The 17,669-nt window shown below is 67.3% G+C and carries 15 protein-coding genes and 1 riboswitch; of the genes, 5 read left to right on the top strand and 10 right to left on the bottom strand.

What is annotated here, in order from left to right:
- Positions 1–60: 60 nt before the first annotated feature.
- The 3 genes from HLH36_RS10540 to HLH36_RS10550 all read right to left on the bottom strand — a co-directional run bounded on the left by HLH36_RS10540 (position 61) and on the right by HLH36_RS10550 (position 3,005).
- Positions 61–1,149: a phosphotransferase gene (locus HLH36_RS10540; RefSeq protein ID WP_182986337.1), complete on the bottom strand. Its 1,089-nt coding sequence runs from the start codon at positions 1,147–1,149 to the stop codon at positions 61–63.
- Positions 1,142–1,915, bottom strand: a complete 774-nt coding sequence (locus HLH36_RS10545) for an SDR family NAD(P)-dependent oxidoreductase (protein ID WP_220792792.1) — start codon at positions 1,913–1,915, stop codon at positions 1,142–1,144. The genes HLH36_RS10540 and HLH36_RS10545 overlap by 8 nt, the downstream gene beginning before the upstream one ends.
- 79 nt (positions 1,916–1,994) lie before the next feature.
- Positions 1,995–3,005 carry an MYG1 family protein gene (locus HLH36_RS10550; protein ID WP_182986338.1) on the bottom strand — a complete coding sequence of 337 codons (1,011 nt, stop codon included), beginning with the start codon at positions 3,003–3,005 and terminating at the stop codon, positions 1,995–1,997.
- Positions 3,006–3,233: 228 nt separating this feature from the next.
- On the opposite strand from HLH36_RS10550, the gene HLH36_RS10555 reads away from it, so the two are divergent.
- Positions 3,234–4,745: a tetratricopeptide repeat-containing sulfotransferase family protein gene (locus HLH36_RS10555; protein WP_182986339.1), complete on the top strand. Its 1,512-nt coding sequence runs from the start codon at positions 3,234–3,236 to the stop codon at positions 4,743–4,745.
- 46 nt (positions 4,746–4,791) lie between these two features.
- Here HLH36_RS10555 and HLH36_RS10560 read toward each other — a convergent pair whose 3' ends face one another.
- The 3 genes from HLH36_RS10560 to HLH36_RS10570 all read right to left on the bottom strand — a co-directional run bounded on the left by HLH36_RS10560 (position 4,792) and on the right by HLH36_RS10570 (position 6,616).
- Positions 4,792–5,430: a phosphatase PAP2 family protein gene (locus HLH36_RS10560; RefSeq protein WP_182986340.1), complete on the bottom strand. Its 639-nt coding sequence runs from the start codon at positions 5,428–5,430 to the stop codon at positions 4,792–4,794.
- Positions 5,424–6,140: an NUDIX domain-containing protein gene (locus HLH36_RS10565; RefSeq protein WP_182986341.1), complete on the bottom strand. Its 717-nt coding sequence runs from the start codon at positions 6,138–6,140 to the stop codon at positions 5,424–5,426. Before HLH36_RS10565 ends, HLH36_RS10560 begins: the two co-directional genes overlap by 7 nt.
- Before the next feature lie 143 nt (positions 6,141–6,283).
- Positions 6,284–6,616, bottom strand: coding sequence for a hypothetical protein (locus tag HLH36_RS10570; RefSeq protein WP_182986342.1), 333 nt, complete (start codon positions 6,614–6,616; stop codon positions 6,284–6,286).
- Between the two features lie 199 nt (positions 6,617–6,815).
- Here HLH36_RS10570 and HLH36_RS10575 point away from each other — a divergent pair, with 199 nt between their 5' ends.
- From HLH36_RS10575 to HLH36_RS10590, 4 genes are all read left to right on the top strand, one after another.
- On the top strand, positions 6,816–8,156 hold the full coding sequence (locus HLH36_RS10575) for an MFS transporter (protein WP_182986343.1): 1,341 nt from the start codon (positions 6,816–6,818) through the stop codon (positions 8,154–8,156).
- Positions 8,157–8,190: 34 nt separating this feature from the next.
- On the top strand, positions 8,191–9,900 hold the full coding sequence (ade, locus tag HLH36_RS10580; RefSeq protein WP_182986344.1) for an adenine deaminase: 1,710 nt from the start codon (positions 8,191–8,193) through the stop codon (positions 9,898–9,900).
- 206 nt (positions 9,901–10,106) lie between these two features.
- Positions 10,107–11,318 (top strand): MFS transporter, encoded by a 1,212-nt coding sequence (locus HLH36_RS10585; RefSeq protein ID WP_182986345.1) that lies wholly within the window; start codon positions 10,107–10,109, stop codon positions 11,316–11,318.
- A gap of 13 nt (positions 11,319–11,331) precedes the next feature.
- Positions 11,332–11,847, top strand: coding sequence for a DUF1697 domain-containing protein (locus HLH36_RS10590; protein ID WP_182986346.1), 516 nt, complete (start codon positions 11,332–11,334; stop codon positions 11,845–11,847).
- 17 nt (positions 11,848–11,864) lie between these two features.
- On the opposite strand, the gene HLH36_RS10595 is transcribed toward HLH36_RS10590, so the two are convergent.
- The 4 genes from HLH36_RS10595 to metE form a co-directional block, all read right to left on the bottom strand.
- Positions 11,865–13,085 carry an MFS transporter gene (locus HLH36_RS10595; RefSeq protein WP_182986347.1) on the bottom strand — a complete coding sequence of 407 codons (1,221 nt, stop codon included), beginning with the start codon at positions 13,083–13,085 and terminating at the stop codon, positions 11,865–11,867.
- 27 nt (positions 13,086–13,112) lie between these two features.
- A complete protein-coding gene (locus HLH36_RS10600; RefSeq protein ID WP_182986348.1) occupies positions 13,113–13,328 on the bottom strand; it encodes a heme-binding protein in 216 nt (71 codons plus the stop codon).
- Complete coding sequence (locus HLH36_RS10605) at positions 13,291–14,883, bottom strand: amino acid permease (RefSeq protein ID WP_182986349.1); 1,593 nt, start codon at positions 14,881–14,883, stop codon at positions 13,291–13,293. The genes HLH36_RS10600 and HLH36_RS10605 overlap by 38 nt, the downstream gene beginning before the upstream one ends.
- 94 nt (positions 14,884–14,977) lie before the next feature.
- Entirely contained in the window at positions 14,978–17,290 is a 2,313-nt protein-coding gene (gene metE, locus HLH36_RS10610) for a 5-methyltetrahydropteroyltriglutamate--homocysteine S-methyltransferase (RefSeq protein WP_182986350.1), read from the bottom strand.
- Between the two features lie 110 nt (positions 17,291–17,400).
- Positions 17,401–17,600: riboswitch (cobalamin riboswitch) on the bottom strand.
- Between the last annotated feature and the right edge of the window lie 69 nt (positions 17,601–17,669).

Consider the following 17,669-nt stretch of genomic DNA (forward strand, 5'->3'; position numbering starts at 1 on the left):
GAGCTTGCAGCATCCGCCCCCGCCGGTCAAAGAGCCTGCACCGGACACCCCGCCGGCAACCTACCGTCCGGCCCACGCCTCGCGGATGGCGGCCCGCCCCCGCCCCGGCGGCAGGGCCAACGCCCAGTCCAGCGCCTGTTCCGCCTGCACGCTGTTGCGGCGGATATAATCGCGATTGTCGGGAAACAGCACGCTGCGCCATTCGGTCAGCAATACGCGCAGGGCCAGCCGCGCCACGACCAGATCGAACAGCAAGTCGATTTCCGCCGGCTCCGGCACCACCACCGTCGCAAACCCCGCCAGCATCGCCGTCACTCCGGCCAACGGATCGTGACCGCTCCCCAACTGGTACGATGCGGCAACCGCCAGGTCATTGATGCGCGGGGCGAACACCGCATCGCCGAAATCGACAATTCCCACCACCCGCTCGGCATCGTCACCGGCCACCAGCAGGTTCGATCCGTTCAGGTCATTATGGATCGGCTGCCGGGGCAACGCATCCACCAGCGGGCGCACCCGCCCCCGAAACATGTCGAGAAACCCCGCCATCGCCCGCCGGCGCGCCGGCTGCGGCACATGGAGCAGCAATCCGCCCAGAGCATCCACCTGAAGCGAATCCCACAGGACGGCCCGCGCCTGCCCGGGCGGGGCCATGCCCTGCAACGCCCGCGCCATCAGCCCGACCGACCGCCCCGTACCATGCGCCAGACGGAGCGAGCCGGCACGCCCGCCCATCGGCACACCATCCACCCATCCGACCATACGCGCCATCAACCCTTCCGCGCCCGGCATCGTCAGGACGGCGATGCCATCCCCGCCCAGGGCAGGGACGATCCCGGCCAGTCCGATCTCGGTCACCGCTCCGGCCAGACGCTCCATGACGCGCGAGACGAACGCCGCATCCTCGACCGTCTCGCTCGCGTTCATGATTTTCAGCACCGTCCGGCAGCCACTCCCGTCGCACAGCAGGAAATTGGCATCGCGCTCCCCCGGCAGGGCCGTCGCGGACACCTCCATGCCATAGACGCTCCGCGCGATATCGCGCGCCTGCTCCACGCCGACGTCAGGGCGGGCACGGCAGAACTGGGCAAAAGCCCCCTCCAGGCCGGCCGGCACCTCATCCGTCCCTGCCATCAGGTTTTCAGACATGCTGGCCGCCATTGATGTGTATCTCGGCCCCGTTGATGTAGGACGAAGCCGAGGAACACAGGAAATAGATCGTCTCGGCAACCTCGCGCGGCGCCCCCAGCCGTTTCATCGGCACGTCCGATGCCACAAGCTGGTCCGTCCCCGGCGACAGGATCGCGGTCGAGATCTCGCCGGGCGCGATCGCGTTCACCCGTACGTTCCGCTGCCCCAGTTCATGCGCCATTTCCCGGGTCAGCGCCGCCAGTCCCGCCTTGGACACCGCATAGGCCGCGCCGGCAAAGGGATGAACGCGCGATCCCACGATCGAGGTCACATTGACGACCGATCCGGCAGCGGCCTCCAGTTCCGGCGCCAGCGCCCGCACCAGCAGCGCGATCGAGACCAGATTGACATTCAGCACGCTGCTCCACACCGACAGGTCGCTGTCCAGCACGCCCAGCCGCCCCCCATCCGGTCCCTTGGGCGAAATGCCGGCATTATTGACCAGCGCATGCAGCCGGCCGTCCGGCAGGCGGGCCCGCACATCCTCCGCCAGCCGCGCGATGCCCGACAGGTCGCTCAGGTCGGCGGTAATATGGCTCATGCGCGCGGCAGGCCATGCGCAGGCCGGGTCGAATGGCTGCCGGGATACGGTCAGGATGCGCCACCCCCGTTCCTGGAACAGCTTGACCGTCGCATGGCCGATCCCCCGGCTGGCACCGGTCAAAAGCATGATCGGCTGATGATCCGCCACCTTCGTTCCCTCCGCTGATCGCGGAAGGATCATGGGCCGTCTCCATCCCCCCGGACAAGGGCCATGGCATGCGGATCGGCACAGGCGTGACCGGGGAGCCGGTCAGCCCCTCTCAGGAGGCCGCGATTTCCAGCGCCCGACGGGCCATGGCCAGCGCCCCCTCGCGACTGGCCGCACCGCAGATAAAGCGTGCCGGGTGGGCGAAGACCGTGTCGGCAATCCCCGAGACCTCGGCCAGCGCCCGGCCTTCCAGCCCGCCCCAGGCCTCCGGCAGCGGCACGCGCTGCCCGAACTCACCGCGCGCCGGCGGCACGGCCTTGACGTTCCACTGCCCCCCACCGGCCGGCGAGACGACATAGACGACCGGCAGATCACGCTCGAAGATCACCTTCTCGGCCGGCATGCCGGTCTCCAGCACCAGAATGCGCTTGTCTTCGGCCTGCTCGTAGGCCCCCAGCACGCGATCCGTGGCCTTCAGGCTGGCCCGCGCCCGATCGACGACGCCGACCAGGTACCGGCCGACGATCGCAGCCGCGTCCGCGAAGGCCGACATCTCGCGCTTTCCGGCCTCTTCAACGCCATAACGCTCGGCGGTGTCCCACGGCGCGCCGCAGGTCGACACGATTTCCGCCAGCGACAGTCGGCCCATCTTCGCCACGCCATTATCGTCCTGGTCGACGGGGATGATCAGCGCCTTGTCGACGGCCTGCCAGATGGCGGCTTCCATCCCCTCCTCCACGGGCTCATCCAGGATGTTGCGGATCGCCGCCAGGCCGTAATCCTTCCACAGCAGCCCCGCCGCGCTGTACGGCGTGCCATCCTCGCGCAGCGGCTTCTTCTTCATGTGGTGGTCGTACCGCCCCGCGGCCGGATCGTACACGCCACCGACATCGAACACGATATCCGCGGCCTGGATCTGCCCCGGCACGCGCGAGCGCACGAATGTCAGCCGGTCATCCGGCTGCGCGCCCAGAACCCGCGCCCGCAGGTCGCCCCGCGGCGCAAGCGCATAATGAAGGATGACGTAACCCAGCGTCTCGTCAGCATGAAAATTGCCCGAATGGGTCAGCGCCCTGACGGGCGCCGCCTCATGACCGAGACCGATGGGTGTATGTTCCGTCATATTCTTAAGGACCTGCCGACATTCAGGGGGATCGTTTCAAGCGCCCCTCATGCCGTACCGGCCGACGCGACACAACACGCCTTCGGCGCGCACCAGGCCGGGGACGCCTTGATTGACAGAGATACCCGCTTAAACAACTATGCTGGCAAGATGCGGGAAACCAACAAGGATATTCAGCCCGGCCCTGGCGATACCGCATCTGGCGACCTGCGCTACGGGCTCCCTGGCATGCTCACACGATCGAATCAGGCCCTGGCCGCGCGCGCTGGCTACCAGAATAATATCCAGCATTACCGCGCATTACTTGCGATCGAACAGCGCGAAGAAGCGGCCGAACGGTTCCGGGCGGCATTGGCGGACAAGCCGGCCTGCGCGGAGACGGCACGCAACCTGGTCCAGGTCCTGGTCGAACTCGATCGGATCGAGGACGCGATCGCCTGCTATCGCTCCGTTCTGGCACAGGACCCGAGCCTGTACGCCGTCCATGCCGGAACAGGAACGCTGCTACGGAAAGCCGGGCGCCATGTCGAGGCGCTGTACCATCTGGAAATGGCCTGCACGTTGCGGCCCGACGAAGCGCCGGTTCATGCCGTTCTGGCCCAGATCCTTCAGGAACTCGGACGGATCGATGCCGCGCACGCTCACATGCGCCAGGCAATCGCCCTGGCACCGGATGAACCGAATTATTATCTGGGCCTGACACGCCTGACGAAGCTGACGCCCGGCGACCCCGTCCTGCCGGCCATGCTGGCGCTTGTCGAGCGTGAAGCCTCATTCGACGAGACCAGGAGAACGAGCCTTCATTTCGCGCTCGGCAAGGCTCTGGCCGATATCGGCCAACATCGTGCGTCGTTCGACCATCTTCTGAAGGCAAACGCCATCCGGCGCCGCGCCGTTCCCTATGACGAAAAACGGATTGCCACGGCCGCAAAGGCAATACGCGCATGCTTTACGCCCGAAGCCATGGCAGCGACCGCCGGAACCGGGCACCCCTCCTCCCGCCCGGTCTTCATCGTCGGCATGCCGCGATCGGGATCGACACTGGTCGAACAGATACTGGCGAGCCATCCCGACGTTTATGGTGCCGGTGAGGTCAGCACATTGGCCGACACGCTGCAGGACGCGGCCAGACGCTTTCCGGCCTGGGCGCTGGGTACCTCCCTGGCCTGCCTCAGCGAGCAGGACCGACGCGCCATCGCCGAGGACTATCTGCATCGGCTGGACGGGCTGGCGGCCGACTGGACGGGCGCCCGTCCCCCCGCCCGCATTACGAACAAGATGCTGGATAATTTCTTCCATATCGGAATCATTCGGCAATTATGGCCCAATGCGCGCATCATCCACACATTTCGCGATCCGATCGATACGTGCCTGTCCTGTTTCTCGATAGCCTTCGACAATCTGGATTTCACGTTCGATCTGGGCGAACTCGGCCGCTATCACCGCCAATATCAGGAACAGATGGCGCATTGGCGGCAGGTCCTGCCGCCCGGCGCGATACTGGACGTCCGCTACGAGGACGTCGTCGCGGATTTCGAGGCCAGCGCACGCCGTATCATCGCCCATTGCGGCCTGCCATGGAACGATGCCTGCCTGCGCTTTCACGAAACCCGACGCCTGGTAAAGACATCGAGCGCGGCACAGGTCCGCAAACCGCTCTATCGCAATGCCGTGGGGCGCTGGCGCCCCGATGACGAAACATTGCGGCCCCTTCTGGATGGTCTTGAAGGTCGCCTCTGAAAGGCCGGCGGGAAGCGGAACGCGCTTCCCGACAGACCATGAAAAATCAGTGAAATTCCCGACCTGGGAAAATCCAGCCTCCCTCTTCGCGCTCCGCGACGGCAACATGACCGTCCGCACGGCACAGAAGCGGCCCAAGATCGAAACGCGAAAAATCCTGGATGGCAATCTCGATTGTCGAACGGTGTCCGTGGCAGATCGCGATAACCGCAATCGTCGCCACGACCACGCCGCGGACCGCCTGCACGGGGATGGCGGACGGCGGCCCGGCAAGGCGGCGGAACAGACAGACCATCCCCACACCCAACCCACCGCCCAGCAGCACCTCGGTGATTGTATGGACGCCGAGCGCAACCCGCGACCATCCCAGCACGCAGGCGATCACGACGGCCGCCCCGACCACGATCGACGTCCGGACCCGCAGCATGGCCAGAAGACAGCCATAGACCATCGTGCCGGCCATCGTGTGCCCGCTGGGACTGTACAGCATCCGGTCCGGTGCCGGGCCGCAGGCCTCCAATCCCAGTTTCAGGACCAGGGTCAGCGCCGCCCCGCCGGCCATCACCACCGCCCAGGCCCATGCCCGGCGCCAGAGACGCAGCGACAGAAGGGCGACGAACACCAGCGCCTCGACCGGAAGAAGGACATCCTGGTCGGCAAGATCGGTCAGGAAACGCGTCAGCATTGCGTCGCCACGCCCCTGCGCGCATCCCGAGCCCGATAGAGATGATAAGACAGCAGCGTCTTGGCATCGCTACGCCCGATGCGCGGAATGGCATCCAGATCGACCACATGCAGCCGGATCGATTCATGCTCGGCCGCATTTCCGGTCCGCCGTCCGTCCAGCGCCCGCATCGCCGCCTCGTCGATCTCCAGGTCCACGGCATAGAGCGTGATCGCTTCGTCGCAGCCGCCGGGCGACAGCCATACCGTCGTCAGCTCCACCATCTGGTCGGCGGATACGGCCAGGTCGGTACCGACTTCCTCGGCCAGTTCGCGCAAAGCGGTGCTGACCAGCCTCCCGCCCTCCAGCATCCCGGCCGGCAGCGCCAGCAGGTCGGGACAGGCCACGGGCAGGCGCGGCTCGCGGGTCAGGATGGTCCGCGCCGCGTGGCCGGGGCAATGCAGCACCACCAGGACCGAGACCGAGTCCCCACGCAACAGCGCGGCACCCGGCACTTTCCGCCCGTCATGCCACGCATCGGCATCGACCAGGATAAACCCCACCCGCGCCCCGAAAAAGACCACATCCCGCACCACGACGCGGCGCAGGTCGAAGCGCGCGGTGGCCTGCTCCAGCCAGCGGCGGAAATGCGGGGCCGCCCGCACGTCGGGCCACCGATCCTCCGGCACACCGGCCGAGAATGCGATCGGGATGTGATCGACCGGCACCATGCGGCTGCCTCCTCCGGAACGGGTCGCGACGTTGCGTGCGCCAGCCTGCCGGAATCCGATTCGTCCGACCGTCTTCCCCGGCTTCGCCCACAGGATTGTCCCCATTTCTGTGGATAAATCCAGTGAGCGGTCCGGGTCGCGGGCTACTCGCACGCCGGTCGGTGTTCGACCTCGCGCCAGAGATGCACATAGCGCTGCGTATCGAAGCGGGGCTTGATGAACATGCGCCTGACCGCGTCGATGCCGGTGGACGTGAAATAGGCGCGCGGCGGCTCCTCGCCGGCTGCCACCCGCAACAGGCCGCGCGCGATCAGATCGCGGATCGACGCCGGAATGCGCGGCTGGCCCACCTGCGGCCCGCTTTTCCATGTCGGCAGGATGATGCCCTCCGACAGCGAGGGATTGCTGCCGGAATAGGTCCCGAAAGACCAGCGAATGAACCGTTCCTCGGAACGGGTCAGGCCTGTATCGACCATTGGGATGCACTCGCGTTCTTGTTTTTTTATGCTTGCACCGGCCGCCTTTTTGGCGGGCCGAACCCCAGTTTCGAGGTCTATATGACCCAAACGCAAGACATTCTTTTCCAAATGATGCGCAGACGCGGCTCTTGACAAAGCATATGGAACGCGGGCCGTCTGCCCGCCCCATCAATGCCCCAGCGAACCAAGTCCCGTCATGCCCGTATCCCCTGCCCCGTCCCGCACGACCAGCCTGACATGGAAGGACCTGCGCACGCTCGCACTTGCCGCGCTGGGCGGAGCACTGGAATTCTATGATTTCGTCATCTTCGCCTATTTCGCGAAGATCATCGCCCAGCATTTCTTCCCCGCCAGCCAGCCCGACTGGCTGCGCCAGACCGAGACCTTCGGCCTGTTCGGGGCCGGCTACCTGGCCCGCCCGCTGGGCGGCGTGATCATGGCCCATTTCGGCGACCTGCACGGGCGCAAGAAAATGTTCGCCTTCAGCGTGCTGCTGATGGCCGCCCCCACGCTGCTGATGGGCCTGCTGCCCGGTTTCGACATGCTCGGGGTCGGCGCACCGCTGGCGCTGCTGCTGCTGCGCATGGCCCAGGGGGCCGCCATCGGCGGCGAGGCACCGGGCGGCTGGGTCTTCGTCGCGGAACATGCCAACGCCCGGCATACCGGCCTGGCCTGCGGCCTGCTGACCGGCGGGCTGACGGCCGGCATGCTGATCGGCTCGCTGGTCGCACTGGGGCTGAATGCGGCCCTCTCCCCCACAGCGATCGCGGATTGGGGGTGGCGGCTGCCGTTCATCCTGGGCGGCGTGTTCGGGCTGATCGCCATGCGCCTGCGCCGCTGGCTGCACGAAACTCCGGTCTTCGCCGAAATGCAGGCCAGCGACGCGCTGGCGCGGCAGGCCCCGCTGCTGGCCGTGCTGCGCGCCAGCCGCCGCGCCATCATTCTGTCGGTGATCGGCACCTGGACGCTGACCGCCGCCATCGTCGTCCTGCTGCTGATGATGCCCGCCCTGCTGCAAAGCCTGCACGGATTTTCCGCCACCAGCACCATGCAGGCCAGCCTGATCGCCACGCTGAGCATCACCATCGCCGCGGTGACGATCGGGGCGGCGACCGACCGCTGGGGCCTGCGCGGCGTCATCCCGCCAGTCATCGCCCTGCTGATCGCCGGCGCCTGGGGGCTGTACGCGGTGGCCCCGGCCCATCCGTCATGGTTCCCGGCACTGGCCGCCCTGGCCGGGATCGGCGCCGGCTATGTCAGCCTGGTGCCGATCGCGATGGTGCGGGCCTTCCCCCCGGCAATCCGCTTTTCCGGCCTCTCCTTCTCCTACAACCTCTCCTACGCGGTCTTCGGCGGCCTGACGCCGGCCTGCGTCTCGGCGTTGGTGGGGCATGATCCGCGCGCCCCGGCCCTGTATGTGATCGGCACCGCCCTGGCGGGCGGCGCCGCATTATGGGCCATGCCCGACGTCACGACCCCGCGCCCGTCACCCGCCCCCGCCCTTCCGCTCGCCGGGCGGGATGCCACACGGATATAATGGACGACCTCGCCTGTCCGTGCTTAAGAACGACATGGCAAGCATCTCTCCCGACCTGATCGCCCGTCGCATTCGCCAGGGCAGCGGCCAGGAACCACCGGATCTGGTCGTCCGCGACGTCCGGCTGTTCGATCTGGTGACCGGCGCGCTGATCGACACCGACATCGCGCTCTGCGGCGACACCATCGTCGGCACGCTGGACCGGTACGACGGCCCCAATGTGCTCGACGGGCGCGGCCGCATCGTCGTCCCCGGCTTCATCGACACCCATCTGCATGTCGAATCCTCGCTGGTCACGCCCTTCGAATTCGAACGCTGCGTGCTCCCGCACGGCGTCACGACCGCGATCTGCGATCCGCACGAAATGGCAAACGTGCTGGGCGTCCCCGCACTGCGCTATTTCCTCGACGCCGCCAGCCGCATGGTGATGGACCTGCGGGTCAATCTGTCGAGCTGCGTCCCCTCCTCGCCGGTCGAAACCTCGGGCGCCGTCCTGATGGCGGACGACCTGACGCCACTGATGAACCACCCCAAGGTCATCGGCCTGGCGGAATTCATGAACATGCCCGGCGTGCTGTCCGGCGCGCCCGACTGCATGGACAAGCTGGCCGCCTTCGCCGGCCGCCATATCGACGGCCACGCACCGCTGATGCGCGGCAGGAAGCTGAACGGCTACCTGTCGGGCGGCATCTCGACCGATCACGAGGCCACCCGCGCCGACGAGGCCCTGGAGAAGATCCGCAAGGGCATGACGGTGCTGATCCGCGAAGGCTCGGTCTGCAAGGACCTGGCGGCGCTGGCCCCGCTGCTGACGGTCGAAACCTCGCCGTTCCTCGCCTTCTGCACCGACGACCGCAACCCGCTGGAAATCGCGCATGAAGGCCATATCGACTTCCTGATCCGCAGCGCCATCGCGCGCGGCGTGCCTCCATTGGCCGCCTACCGCGCCGCCAGCCTGACGGCGGCGCGCGCCTTCGGGCTGACCGATCGCGGCATGCTGGCACCGGGCAAACGCGCCGACATCGTCTTCCTCGACGATCTGGACCGCTGCACGGTCTCGGACGTGCTGGCCGGCGGCCGGCCGATCGCACCGGCGCTGGACCAGCGCCAGCCCATCGCCGCGCCCGGGCGCAACAGCGTCATCCTGAACCGGCCGGCAACAGCGGATGATTTCACGGTGCCCGGCAGCGGCACCGGCCGCCCGGTCATGGGCATCATCCCCGGCCAGATCATCACCGAGTTCCTGACCCTCGACCTGCCAGAGGCCAACGGCCAGACCCTCCCCGACATCCCCCGCGACATCGCCAAGGTCGCGGTCGTGGCGCGGCATGGGCTGAACGGCAATATCGGCCGTGGCTTCGTGCGCGGCTTCGGGCTGCGCGGCGGGGCACTGGCGTCCTCGGTCGGGCATGACGCGCACAATATCTGCGTCGTCGGCGTCGATGATGCGGACATGGCAATGGCGGTCAACCGCCTGGCCGAAATCGGCGGCGGCTTCGTGATCGTCGAGAACCGCGCAATCCGCGCCGAACTGCCCCTGCCGATCGCCGGCCTGATGAGCGACGCCCCCTTCGAGACCGTACGCGCGCAACTGGAAATCCTGCGCGCCGCAACGCGGGACATGGGCGTGACGCTGGAAGAACCGTTCCTGCAACTGGCCTTCCTGCCCCTGCCGGTGGTGCCGCACCTGAAAATCACCGATCACGGGCTGGTCGATGTCGGCCGTATGGCAGTCATCGGCTGAATCCAAAGCAGGCCCGGCTACCCCACCATCGGCGGCTCGCGCGAAATTGACGCCGCCCGGCAGTCCCCGTTTTCGGGGGACTGCCGAGACCAGCCTAGCCATCCGGCTGCCCCCAGCCCCGAAAAACGCGCACAGGGCTTGCCAGCACCGCCATTTTTCAAACAGCCTCCGACGACCATGTTCTGACCCCTCGATCGGACGCCCCCATGCCCCTTGCTCCGACGGATGCCGGCACGTTCATCACCCGCGCCAGCCCGGCCTATCGGCGCGCCGGACTGGCCCTGTTCCTGGCGGGTTTCGCCACCTTCTCGCTGCTCTATTGCGTGCAGCCGCTGCTGCCGGCCTTCTCCAGCCAGTTCGCCATCGGCGCCGCCAGCAGTTCGCTCGCCCTCTCGCTCTCCACCAGCGCGCTCGCCATCGCCATCCTGCTGGCCGCCGCCCTGTCCGAGCGCATCGGCCGGCGCGAGATCATGACCCTGTCCATGATCCTGTCGGCGCTGCTGAACATCGTCGCCGCCTGCGCACCGGTCTGGCCGGCCCTGCTGGCGGCCCGCATGGCCGAGGGCTTCGTGCTGGGCGGCGTGCCGGCAGTGGCAATGACCTACCTGGCCGAGGAGATCCATCCCGGCGAACTGGGCCTGGCCATGGGCCTGTATGTCGCCGGCACCGCCTTTGGCGGCATGATCGGCCGGGTCGGCACCGGCATCCTGACCGACGCGCTGTCCTGGCGCGCCGCCATGGCCATCATCGGCGTGGCCGGACTGCTCGCCGCACTCGGCTTCCTGGCGCTGCTGCCGCCCTCGCGCAATTTCGCCCCCCGGCCGGGGCTGAGCGCCCGCCACCATGCCGAGGCCTGGACACGTCACCTGCGGGACCCGGCGCTGCCGGCACTGTACGCCATCGGCTTCACGGTGATGGGCACGTTCGTCACCATCTTCAATTATGCCGGCTACCGGCTGATGGCCCCACCCTACAATCTGGACCAGACCAGGCTGGGCCTGATCTTTTCGGTCTATGTGTTCGGCATCGCGTCCTCGTCGGTCGCGGGCGCGCTGTCCGACCGCATGGGCCGCGGGCGCGTGCTCACGGCCGGCATCCTCATCATGGCCGCCGGCATCGTGCTGACCCTGGCGCACGCCCTGCCGGTCATCTTCCTCGGCATCGTGTGCCTCACGATCGGCTTCTTCACCGCCCACGCCATCGCCAGCGGCTGGGTGGGCCGCCTGGCGCGCACCGACCGCGGGCATGCGACCTCGCTCTATCTGCTGGCCTATTATCTGGGCTCCAGCATCGCCGGGTCGGTCGGCGGCTGGTGGTGGTCCGGCCTGGGGTGGAACGGGGTCGCCAGCTTCACGCTCCTGCTGCTGGGCGCGGCACTGGCCGCCGCCGCATGGCTGCGCCGGATAGCCCGGTCCTGACGAGGGGAAACCAATGACGGCCTATATTGCCCTGCTGCGGGCGGTCAATGTCGGCGGCACCGGAAAACTGCCGATGACCACCCTGGCCGAACTCTGTACGGCGGCCGGGCTCGCACGCGTGCAAACCTATATCGCCAGCGGCAACGTCGTCTTCCACAGCGACGGGCCCGAAGAACATGTGCGGACAGCACTCGAGGACCGGCTACAGGATTATTGCGGCAAGCGCGTGGGCGTAATCGTCCGAACCGCGTCCGAGATCGCGGCTATCGTGGCACGCAACCCGTTCCGCGCCATGCCGGGCAATCGCGTCATGGCCCTGTTCGTCGACACCCCCCTGCCGGCCGATCCCATGGAGGGTGTCACGGGCATGAAAGACGAACAGATCCACCTGGGACCACGCGCATTGTTCGTCTTCTACCCCAACGGCATGGCAACAACCCGCCTGCGCATCCCCAGCGAAAAGACCGGAACCGCACGCAACATGAACACGGTCGCCAGACTGGCGGAGATGGCGGCCGCCCTCGGATAAAGGCCGCGCGCCAGTCCTTACGTGGACTGGGCGTTCCGCACCCTCAGGGCAAACAGCGCCACCAGATAAACCAGCAGCCCGCCCACCGACAGCAGGGCTCCCCCCATGCCAAGCGCGCCATAGCCGAATTGGCGGGCCAGCAGCACGCTGCCCAGCACCGCGCCGAGCGCGTTCGCGATATTGAACGCGGAATGGTTGAGCGAGGCGGCCAGGGTCTGCGCGTTGCCGGCAAAATCCATCAACCGCGTCTGCAATGCCGGCCCCAGCGCATTGAAGAAGGTCGGCACCAGAAAGACATCGGCCATCAGGCCGATGCGGCTGTGCAGGACGAACGGCAGGACCAGCATGGTCGCGATACTGCCGACCAGCGCGACCAGCACGGCCGCATTCAGGTTGCGGTCGACAATCCAGGCCCCGACATTCGCACCCGCCAGCATGCCCGCGCCCCAGACCACCATATAGACCATGACCATCCATTCCGGGACCTGCGTCACATTATGCAGGATGCTGGTCAGGAAGGTGTAGAGCGTGAACATGCCGCCAAAGCCGATGGCCGCCGTCAGCAGCGTCAGCAGCACCTGCGCATTGGCCAGCCCCTGCAATTCCCCCAGCGGCGTCACGGCACGATCGGGCTTGTCCGCCGGAATATACCGCCACACCCCCAGCAGGGTCACGGCACCGGCCAGCCCGATCACGGCATAGGCCACCCGCCAGCCAAGATGATCGGCGGCGAAGGTCGAGAACGGCGCGCCGATCAGCGTGGCGATCGCAATGCCCGACAGCACCCGGCCAACCGCCCAGCCCCGCCGCGAGCGATCGACCATCGAGGCGCCGATCAGCGCCGAAATCCCGAACAACGCGCCATGCGGCAAGCCGGCGATAAAGCGTGCGCCATCGACCAGCAGCGGGGTCGGCATCAGGATGCACAGAAAATTCCCGCCGCAGAAAAAGGCAAACAGCGCCAGCAGAAGCTCCCGGCGTGACAGGCGGGCACCGAGAATGGTGAAGAGCGGCGCGCCGACCACCACCCCCAGCGCATAGGCCGTAATGGCATAGCCGGCCTGGGATTCCGACACATGGAGCGACGAGGCGAACTGGGGCAGCATCCCCATGATCGCAAACTCGCCTGTCCCGACAACGAATGTGCCGAATGTCAGCGTCAGGAAGGCCAGGGTCGTTCCATGCGGCGGCGGGATACGGGCAACACCGTGCCCATCCGGAATCATCTCTGTCGACATCGGATCAGTCCAGGATTCTGGTCTATTTTACGAAACGGCAGCCAGGACGAAATCCGCGCTGTCCATATGGAACAGCGCGGCGGTCCTGGCCTTCCTGTTGCACACGTCGATGCAGCCGGGCGCGCGCCCATCCATGCGCAGGTAGGCGACCGGATACGCCGCCGCGTCCACAATGGACACGCACACAACGACGCCCTGCACGCATTCAGTGCCCGATATCCGGCAGCCCGTCATCCGCTTCATCCATCAGCAACAGGTCCGGCGTGGCCACGGCGCTGCGCACCCCCCACACGCAGAACAGCAGCGAGACCCCCGCCACCACGATCAGGTCCCAGCCATAGGGAATCCACCCATGGCCGCCGAATTGCGGGCTGCCGGCATAGGACAGCGCCGCGATCGTCGGCAGATAGGCCATGAACCAGATGGCATGCCGCGCCGCCGCGCGATGCTGCGCCCAGCTATCCTGGCGACGGCACCACAGATAAAGCGGCAGGAGCAGCAGCATCAGCAGGATGATATCCCCGCTCAGCGGCCAGCGCGCCCAGTACAGCAGCAGCGACGAGAACATGAAGGCCAGCGCCCCGGTCACCCGCATCACCGGCACCCGCACCGGACGCGGCCGATCGGCCAGCGTGCCCCGCAGCGCCAGCGCCGAAATCGGCAGCATCAGGTAGGAAATCACGGTGCAGACCGAAATCACCGCCGCCAAGATACCCCAGCCGCGAAAGCAGAACAGGAAGATATAGGCCGCCCCCAGATTGAACCACAGCGCCGGACGCGGCACCCCATATTCCGGATGGATCGCCCCCAGCAGGTCGGGCAGCGTGCCGTTGCGCTGCATGCCCAGCGTCATGCGCGTGCTGGACGCCAGATGCGTCGCCCCGGCCCCGCTGGGTGCCAGGAACGCATCGAAATACAGCAGCACCGCCACCCAGTTCAGGTTGAAGGCAATGGCCAATTGCGCAAAGGGCGAGGAGAAGGACAGGGCCGCCCATCCCCCCGCACCCGGCCGCACCGCCCCCAGATAGGCGCATTGCAGCAGCAGATAGATCACGGTCGCCGTCGCCACCGACCCGATCACGGCAAACGGAATGCTGCGGCCCGGATTGCGTGCCTCGCCCGCCAGGTTCAGCGGGCTCTGGAACCCGTTGAAGGCGAAGACGATGCCCGAGGTCGCCACCGCCGTCAGCACGCCGGACAGGCCATAGGGCATGAAGCCCCCCGTCTCCGCACCGGTCAGGTTGCCGCCATGGAAGCTGCTGGCCATCAGCAGCACCGCCGTCGTCGCCGGCACGATCAGCTTGAAGACCGTGATGGCGGAATTGAACCGGGCAAAGAACCGCACGCCCCAGAAATTGAGCAGGAAATAGACCACCACCAGCACGGCGGCAGCCGCCAGTCCGCTCGGCGACAGCACCCCGTCATGATACATTCCCCGCGCCCAGGAGAACGGCCAGGAACTCATATACTGCACCGACGCCTCGGCCTCGACCGGCACGACGCTGACGATCGACAGCCAGTTCGCCCCGGCGGCCATGAAGCCGACCAGCGGCCCGTGCGTCAGGTTGGCGTAACGGACCATGCCGCCCGCCACCGGAAACATGCTCCCCAGTTCGGTCGCCATGGCGGCGATGACCAGCGCGATGAAGGCCCCCAGCAGCCAGGCCAGGATGGCGGCCGGGCCGGCGGTGGAGGCCGCCCGCTCGGCCCCGAACAGCCACCCCGACCCGATCATGGCGCTCAGCCCGGTGAACATCAGTTGCCAGGGTCCAAGGGCACGATTCAGGCGGGACGACACGTTGGGCAAACTCCGGAACGAAGGGATGGGCGAGCGAATCGCGCGCGAAGCGCCCAACCAACCTCGTTCCGTGCCCCGATGCAACAGGCTCCGTTCAACCCGCGCGCATCGCCCGCGCCGCCGCGACCATGCTGGCGATCGCCGGCCAGACCTCGGGCCATTTGCGGGTCTTCAGCCCGCAATCCGGATTCACCCAGATCTGCCGCGCGTCCAGCCGCCGGGCTGCGGCCTTCAGCAGCGCCACCATCTCGTCCACCGAGGGTTCCCGCGGCGAATGGATGTCATACACACCCGGCCCGATCTCCGCCGGATAGCGATGGCCGACAAAGGCATCCAGCAGTTCCATCTTCGACCGCGCGGTCTCGATCGAAATCACATCGGCATCCATCGCCGCAATGGCGGCGATGATGTCATTGAATTCCGAATAGCACATATGGGTATGGATCTGCGTCACATCGGCCACGCCGGACGAGGCGATGCGGAAGCAGGCGACCGCCCAGTCCAGATAGGCCTGCCAGTCGCGCCGCCGCAGCGGCAGCCCCTCGCGCAGCGCGGCCTCGTCGATCTGGATGATCGCGGCCCCAGCCCGCTCCAGATCCACCACCTCGTCACGAATGGCATAGGCGATCTGGCGGCAGGTGGTCTCGCGCGGCTGGTCGTCGCGCACGAACGACCAGTTCAGGATCGTGACCGGTCCCGTCAGCATGCCCTTCATCGGCCGCGCCGTCAGCGACTGGGCATATTCCCACCACCCGACGGTCATCGGCTCGGGCCGCGCAACGTCGCCATAGATGATCGGCGGCCGCACGCAGCGCGAACCATAGGACTGGACCCACCCATGCCTGGTGAACACGAAGCCCGACAGATGCTCGCCGAAATACTGCACCATGTCGTTGCGTTCGAACTCGCCATGCACCAGCACGTCCAGCCCCACCTCCTCCTGCCAGCGGACGGCAGCGGCGATCTCCTCCTTCAGGAAGGCCTCATACGCGTCATCGGCCAGCGCGCCCCGGGCCTGCGCCGCACGCGCCTGACGCACTTCCGGCGTCTGCGGGAACGAACCGATCGTCGTGGTCGGGAAAGGCGGCAGGTCCAGCATCGCGCGCTGCGCGGCCTGCCGCGCGGGAAACGGCGTCGGGCGGCCCTCCTGCCCGCTTCCTCCGGCGACGCGCGCCTGGACAGCCGGGCTGTTGATACGCGGCGAGGTCCGGCGCGACGCAACGGCGGCCGCGGCGGCATCCAGTTCCCCGCGCACCGACTCCACACCCGTGTTCAGCGCCCGGGCCAGAATCGCCAGTTCCCCGATCTTCTGCACCGCAAAGGCCAGCCAGGAGCGCACGTCTTCGTCCAGCGCGGTCTCGCGGTCCAGATCCAGCGGGCTGTGCAGCAGCGAGCAGGACGGCGCAAGCTGGAGCGTCCGGCCCGAGCGCACAGCCGGCGCAATCCTCGCCAGGATCGCATGCAGGTCGGCCCGCCACACATTCCGCCCGTCGATCACGCCCAGCGACAGCACCAGGTCGGGCCGCGCCCCATCCAGCACCGGCTGCAACTGCCCGGGCGCCCGCACCAGGTCGATATGCAGCCCGTCGACCGGCAGCGCCAGCGCGGTCGCCAGATTGTCGCCCAGATCGCCGAAATAGGTCGTCAGCATCAGGCGCGTACCGTCCAGCGCCGCATGAAGCTGGGCATAGGCCTGCGCATAGGCGGCACGCGCCGCGTCGTTCAGGTCCAGCACCAGACAGGGCTCGTCGATCTGCACCCAGCCGGCGCCGGCATCGGCCAGGGCGCGCAGCACGGCGACATAGACCGGCAGCAGGCGCGGCAGCAGCGTCAGCGGATCGAAATCGCCACCACGCGCCTTGCCCAGCAACAGGTAGCTGACCGGTCCCAGCAGCACCGGCCGGGTCTCGATCCCCTGGGCGCGGGCCTCGTTATACTCATCGACCGGCTTGGTCGAGGACAGGCGGAACACCTGGTCGGCGGAAAATTCGGGCACCAGATAATGGTAGTTGGTGTCGAACCATTTCGTCATTTCCGCCGCCGGCACACCGCCCGCCGCATGCGCGGCATGGCCATGGGCACAGGCGGCCTCGCCCTGCGTGCCGCGCGCCATGGCGAAATAGGTCGCACTGTCGACCGGCCCGCCGGTCCAGCCATAGACGGGCGGAATCGCCCCCACCATCACGCTGGTATCCAGCACATGGTCGTAGAGCGAGAAATCGTTGGACGGGATCACATCCGCGCCCCGGTCGCGCTGCCAGGCCCAGTTGCCGGCACGCAGACGGGCCGCGACGGCCAGCAGCGACGCGGCATCGCTCCGCCCGGCCCAATGCTGCTCCAGTTCGGTCTTCAGTTCGCGGCGGGGGCCGATGCGGGGGAACCCCAGGGTAGCGACGGTAACGCTCATGACTGTCTCGTCTGGTTGGGCGGTGCCGTCGGGACAGGTGCGCACGCGCGCTCACACCGGCTCAGGGACCGGCGCGGCATCATCCACGCCCCATCCGGACACCCCGCCGGAGGATCTTCGTGGCCATGGCAGGTCTCCTGGCTCGCGGGTCCGCGCATCGCCGGTCCGGCCTTCCCAGGGCGCAAACCCCAGTGACGCGAATGGACCGATGCTCGCCGCTTACAGTTGCGGGGGCAGCGCCGGCATCGCACCGGCTTCCCTCTTCGCCACGCCCCAACGGGGACGCGGAACCATGACGTGCCGGATTAAGGCACCCGCTCGCATGGTAGTCAACATAATTTGCACATATAAGGATATCGTTATATGTTATTGCCGCGCC

The sequence above is a fragment of the Gluconacetobacter aggeris genome, from assembly GCF_014174395.1.
Taxonomy (GTDB): Bacteria; Pseudomonadota; Alphaproteobacteria; order Acetobacterales; family Acetobacteraceae; genus Gluconacetobacter; species Gluconacetobacter aggeris.